This window comes from Scandinavium hiltneri, assembly GCF_024764835.1.
Lineage (GTDB): Bacteria > Pseudomonadota > Gammaproteobacteria > Enterobacterales > Enterobacteriaceae > Scandinavium > Scandinavium hiltneri.
This window is the reverse complement of sequence record NZ_JALIGE010000007.1, coordinates 1-255: the sequence shown is the minus strand read 5'-3', so window position 1 is coordinate 255 and position 255 is coordinate 1. Positions and strand designations below refer to the sequence as shown.

General features: G+C 56.5%; 1 rRNA gene. It reads left to right on the top strand.

What is annotated here, in order from left to right:
• Positions 1–80, top strand: a 5S ribosomal RNA gene (gene rrf / locus MUU47_RS23555); the annotation flags it as partial.
• Positions 81–255 lie beyond the last annotated feature (175 nt).

The following is a 255-nucleotide window of genomic DNA, read 5'->3' as shown; positions in this document are numbered from 1 at the left end:
ATGCCGAACTCAGAAGTGAAACGCCGTAGCGCCGATGGTAGTGTGGGGTCTCCCCATGCGAGAGTAGGGAACTGCCAGGCATCAAACAGAACGGAAGGCTCAGTCGAAAGACTGGGCCTTTTGTTTTTCCTGTTGTTTGTCGGTGAGCGACGCTATGAGTAGGACAAATCCGTCGGGAACGGATTTGCACTGCACGCAGTGCAGCCCGAAGGGGCCGGGCAGGAAGCCCGGCATACAACAGCCAGGCATCAAACA